The organism is Halanaerobium sp. (genome assembly GCF_003070835.1).
The window spans coordinates 1-4,545 of record NZ_QBLR01000278.1 but is presented as its reverse complement, the minus strand read 5'-3'; the positions used below and the strand labels follow the sequence as shown (position 1 = coordinate 4,545).

The 4,545-nt window shown below is 30.7% G+C and carries 5 protein-coding genes; all 5 read left to right on the top strand.

Going from position 1 to position 4,545, the window contains the following annotated elements; genetic code table 11:
- Positions 1 to 162: 162 nt before the first annotated feature.
- The 5 genes from CI949_RS17320 to CI949_RS17300 all read left to right on the top strand — a co-directional run bounded on the left by CI949_RS17320 (position 163) and on the right by CI949_RS17300 (position 4,533).
- Positions 163 to 1,146: an aldo/keto reductase gene (locus tag CI949_RS17320; RefSeq protein WP_110301129.1), complete on the top strand. Its 984-nt coding sequence runs from the start codon at positions 163 to 165 to the stop codon at positions 1,144 to 1,146.
- Positions 1,147 to 1,297: 151 nt separating this feature from the next.
- Complete coding sequence (locus CI949_RS17315) at positions 1,298 to 1,426, top strand: hypothetical protein (protein WP_258363636.1); 129 nt, start codon at positions 1,298 to 1,300, stop codon at positions 1,424 to 1,426.
- Between the two features lie 399 nt (positions 1,427 to 1,825).
- Positions 1,826 to 2,527: a purine-nucleoside phosphorylase gene (gene deoD / locus CI949_RS17310; RefSeq protein WP_110301128.1), complete on the top strand. Its 702-nt coding sequence runs from the start codon at positions 1,826 to 1,828 to the stop codon at positions 2,525 to 2,527.
- Positions 2,528 to 2,648: 121 nt separating this feature from the next.
- On the top strand, positions 2,649 to 3,752 hold the full coding sequence (locus tag CI949_RS17305; RefSeq protein ID WP_110301127.1) for an RNA polymerase sigma-54 factor: 1,104 nt from the start codon (positions 2,649 to 2,651) through the stop codon (positions 3,750 to 3,752).
- Between the two features lie 151 nt (positions 3,753 to 3,903).
- Positions 3,904 to 4,533, top strand: coding sequence for a hemolysin III family protein (locus CI949_RS17300; RefSeq protein WP_110301126.1), 630 nt, complete (start codon positions 3,904 to 3,906; stop codon positions 4,531 to 4,533).
- The last annotated feature ends 12 nt before the right edge of the window (positions 4,534 to 4,545 follow it).

The window sequence follows — 4,545 nt, the reverse complement described above, 5'->3', positions numbered from 1 at the left end:
AAAGAACACTTCTTATTATAAAGGGGTGTTCTTTTTTTATTAAATATCATAATCTTTAAATATATCTAAAGAAGTGATATAATATATTTAGATAATTTAGAACTTAAATAAACTTTGTTTTATTAATTAATTATATTCTCAAAATTCAAGGAGGTAGAAGTTATGAATTATAGAAAATTAGGAAAAACAGGTTATGAAGTATCAGAAGTTTCTTTTGGTGGCTGGGCAATTGGCGGAACCTGGGGAGACGTAGAAGATGAACAGTCAATGGCAGCTTTAAGAGAGGCTGTAGATCAGGGAATTAACTTTTTTGATACTGCTGATGTTTATGGAGATGGTCGCAGTGAGCGCCTGATGGCTAAATTGAGAAAAGAAACTGATGAGGAGATACATATAGCTACTAAGGCTGGGAGAAGACTTAATCCTCATAGTGCAGAAGGCTATAATAAGGAAAATTTAAACAAATTTGTGGACCGCAGCCTTAAAAATTTAGATGTAGATACTATTGATCTGCTGCAGCTGCACTGTCCGCCAACTGAAGTTTATGATCAGGAAGAGGTATTTGAGATTTTAGAAGAGATGGTCGAGGCGGGTAAAATTAAAAACTATGGTGTAAGTGTAGAAAAGGTAGAAGAGGCTATGAAAGCCCTTGAATATGAAAATGTAGCCACTGTACAGATTATCTTCAATATGTTCAGACACAAACCTGCTGATGAATTTTTAGCAAAGGCTAAAGAAAAAGATGTAGGAGTTATTTGTAGAGTTCCTCTGGCAAGTGGACTCTTAACAGGTAAATTCTCTAAGGATTCAACCTTTGCTGAAAATGATCACCGCAATTTTAACCGTGATGGTGAAGCATTTGATAAAGGTGAAACTTTTTCTGGTGTAGATTATGAGCTTGGCTTAAAGGCTGTTGATGAATTAGAAAAAATCAAACCGGCAGGTTTAACTATGGCCCAGTTTGCTCTCAAGTGGATTTTAATGCACGATGCCGTTAGCTGTGTAATTCCTGGTGGTAAAAAACCATGGCAGGTAAAAGATAATGCAGCTGCCTCTGAAGCAGATAATCTTTCTGATGAGGTAATGGAAAGAGTTGACGAAATTTATGATGAATATATCAGAGATAGTGTACATCACCTCTGGTAAAATTTAATAAAAAGTCTGTAAATTTAGACTTTAACAAAACACTTGACAAGTAATTTAAAAAGTGTATAATGAAATTAATATAAGAGAAATATAAGTAAATCACTTATAATTAATTAACAATAATAAGACTATAAGAAAGGGTGATTTGATAATGTTGAATTCTTTATTCACATTCATTAAAGCAACTAATAGTGAGGGTAGAAGAATCGAGAGCAATGTTCGCTCAGTTAAAGAGAAGCAGCTCAGACATGATTCTTGTGCTAACTTAAATCAGTACTAAAAACTGTTTTATCTAAAAGACAATTATATTTTAAAAATATAAGTCAATCACATTATAATTAAAATAACTTTATAAGAAAGGATGATTGCATATGTTTAATAGCATGTACAAATTCATGAAAGAGGCTAAGCTTGAATCTAAAGATAATCAAGCAAAGCTAAATGCTTTTAAAAACTTAGGCAATTACTAAGAATTTTAAAAAGCCAGTTAGGCTAAAATAATAATTAAAACTTAAACTAATAAGCAAATAATTATATAACCCTTAAATAAATAATAATTAAACCACCCTTCCCGGGTGGTTTTTCGTATTTGGGACAGGTTTTTTGTCATTTTTCTTAAAATATATTATAATAAGAATTAGAACTGAAAATATGGGAAAATATATAGGAGGTCATATTTATGAGTGTACACATTGGTGCAAAAAAGGGAGAAATCGCAGAAACAATTCTGCTGCCGGGTGATCCGTTAAGAGCTAAATTTATTGCAGAAAATTATTTAGAAGATGTAACCCAATATAATGATGTAAGAGGAATGTATGGATTTACAGGAACCTATAAAGGAAAAAGCGTTTCAACTCAGGGAACAGGTATGGGAATGCCTTCTCTTTCAATTTATGTTAATGAATTAATTAGAGATTATGGAGTTAAAAATCTAATTAGGGTTGGATCCTGTGGTTCCTTTAATGAGGCAGCTCAAGTAAGAGATGTAATACTTGCTAAAGCGGCCTGCAGTAATTCTAATTTGAATAAAATGCGTTTTGATGGCAAAGATTTTGCTGCAGCAGCAAGTTTTAAGCTTTTATCAAAGGCCTATCAGGTAGCAGAAGAAAAAGATACCGAGGTAAAAGTTGGTACAATTTTAAGCTCAGATGCCTTTTATAATGATGACAAAGAAGCCTGGAAAAAGTGGAAAGAATATGGTGTTTTAGGTGTAGAAATGGAATCAGCTGAGTTATTTACTCTGGCAGCTAAGTATGGTGTAGATGCTTTAAGCATTTTAACTGTAAGTGATTCTTTAGTAACTGGAGAAGAAACTACATCTGAAGAAAGAGAAAAAACATTTACTGATATGATGGAAATAGCTCTTGAGTTAGCTGAATAATTTAATTGATATTTCTAAGCTGATAAATATTTTAGAGCTGCTGATTAACAGTCAGACAGCTCAAAAATTTTAAATTTTTGTTTTCAAAATTCAAAAAATTAAATTTGCAAGGAGTTTACTTATGCAGGTAGATATTAATCTGGATTTAAAAGCAAAACAGGAATTAGTGATGACTCCTCAATTACAAATGGCAGTAAAAATTCTTCAATATAATAGTATAGAATTAACAGAATTTATTAATGAACAGGCAAAAGAAAATCCATTGTTGGAAATACTAGAAAATAAAATTGATAATTTTTACAATAACTCTACTTATAGTGGGATAAAAAATGAATCCTACAATTATGAAAATTTTATTGCTTATAACCCAAAATTTTGTGAGAGTTTAGAAAATCAACTTTTTGAAGTTTTAAGTGATAATCAATTAGAGTTAGGTAAGTTTATTGTAGGTAATTTAAATCATAAAGGAGAACTAAGTCTAGAATTTAAAGAAGTTGCTCAAATATTTTTTGATTCAAAATCAGAAAAAAAGATTGAAGAAATTAAAAAAATATATAAAAAAATACAAAGTTTAGATTTAAAAGAAGCCTTAAATTCAGTTAATCCATGTGCAGAGTATGTTGAAGCAGATTTAACTGTCAAAAGAAATGAAAACGGATATGAAATAATCTCTAATGAAAGTAATAATTTCAATCTACAAATTAGCTCTTATTATCTTAAACTTTTAAAAAATAACAGTGATTCTGAGGTAGAAGAGTATTTAAAGAAAAAATATAAAGCAGCTCTCTGGTTAATTAAAAGCATTGAACAGCGAAAAAACACCATAATCAAAATTTTAAAGGCTGTGCTGGATAAGCAGTATGACTTTTTTGAATATGGTTTTAAGCATTTATATACAATGACAATGCGGGAGATAGCAGAGGATATAGAAATGCACGAATCTACAGTTAGTAGAGCTACAACTAATAAATATATTCAAACTCCTCATGGCACTGTTCCTTTTAAAATGTTTTTTAATAGCGGTATTGATAATCTTTCTTCTGTCAGTATCAAAGCCCTAATCATTGAATTAATAAAAAATGAAGATAAAAGTAAGCCTTTAAGTGATACTAAGATCGTTGATATTTTCAAAAATGAATATGAACTTGATATTTCAAGACGAACTGTGGCAAAGTATCGAAAGGCACTTGCTATTAAAGGTTCAAGATTAAGAAATAATTATTGAGTCCAGATAATTTAATCTGGACTTTTTGTTTTTTTGTGAGCTGATAAATGTTATAATGTAAATAGATAAGCTAAATTGTAAAAGACTTAGCTGAAATAATAATTTTATAATGAAATAATCATTGAAAGTAGAGAGAATGGAGGTTTTAAAAATGAGAAAAGAAGAAAGGGTATCATTTTATTCTCATTTTGTTGGATTCATACTGGCTCTAATCGGCTTAGGTCTTTTAATTTTTCGCGCACTGGAAAGTCCAGGTAAAATAGTTGTAGCTGCAGTATATGGTGTTTCAGTAGCATTTTTATTTTTGTCAAGTTCTTTGTATCATGCTTTTAAAAAAGAAGATAATGAAAAATCAATCTGGCGTAAATTAGATCACTTTGCAATATTTGTGATGATTGCAGGTTCTTATACACCTGTTGCCTATCTTTATTTAGAAGGCTGGTTAAAGTGGACAATTATCGGAATTCAGTGGGGTCTTGTTTTAGGCGGCTTTTTCCTGAAATTTATGTATTTTAAAACCCCCAGGATTTTATATACTATAATTTATCTATTAATGGGTTGGGTTGGAATTTTTGCTTTTCATCAGTTATTTATGACAATGCCCACATCCAATTTAATTTTAATGTTTGCCGGGGGTCTATCATTTACAGCTGGAGCAGTATTTTATATAATTAAAAAACCAGATATCTCACCAAGTTTTGGTTTTCATGAGATATTCCACTTCTTTATTTTAGCTGGTGGAATACTGCATTATCTGATGGTTTTTATCGCACTCGGTTAATAGTTGATCAAG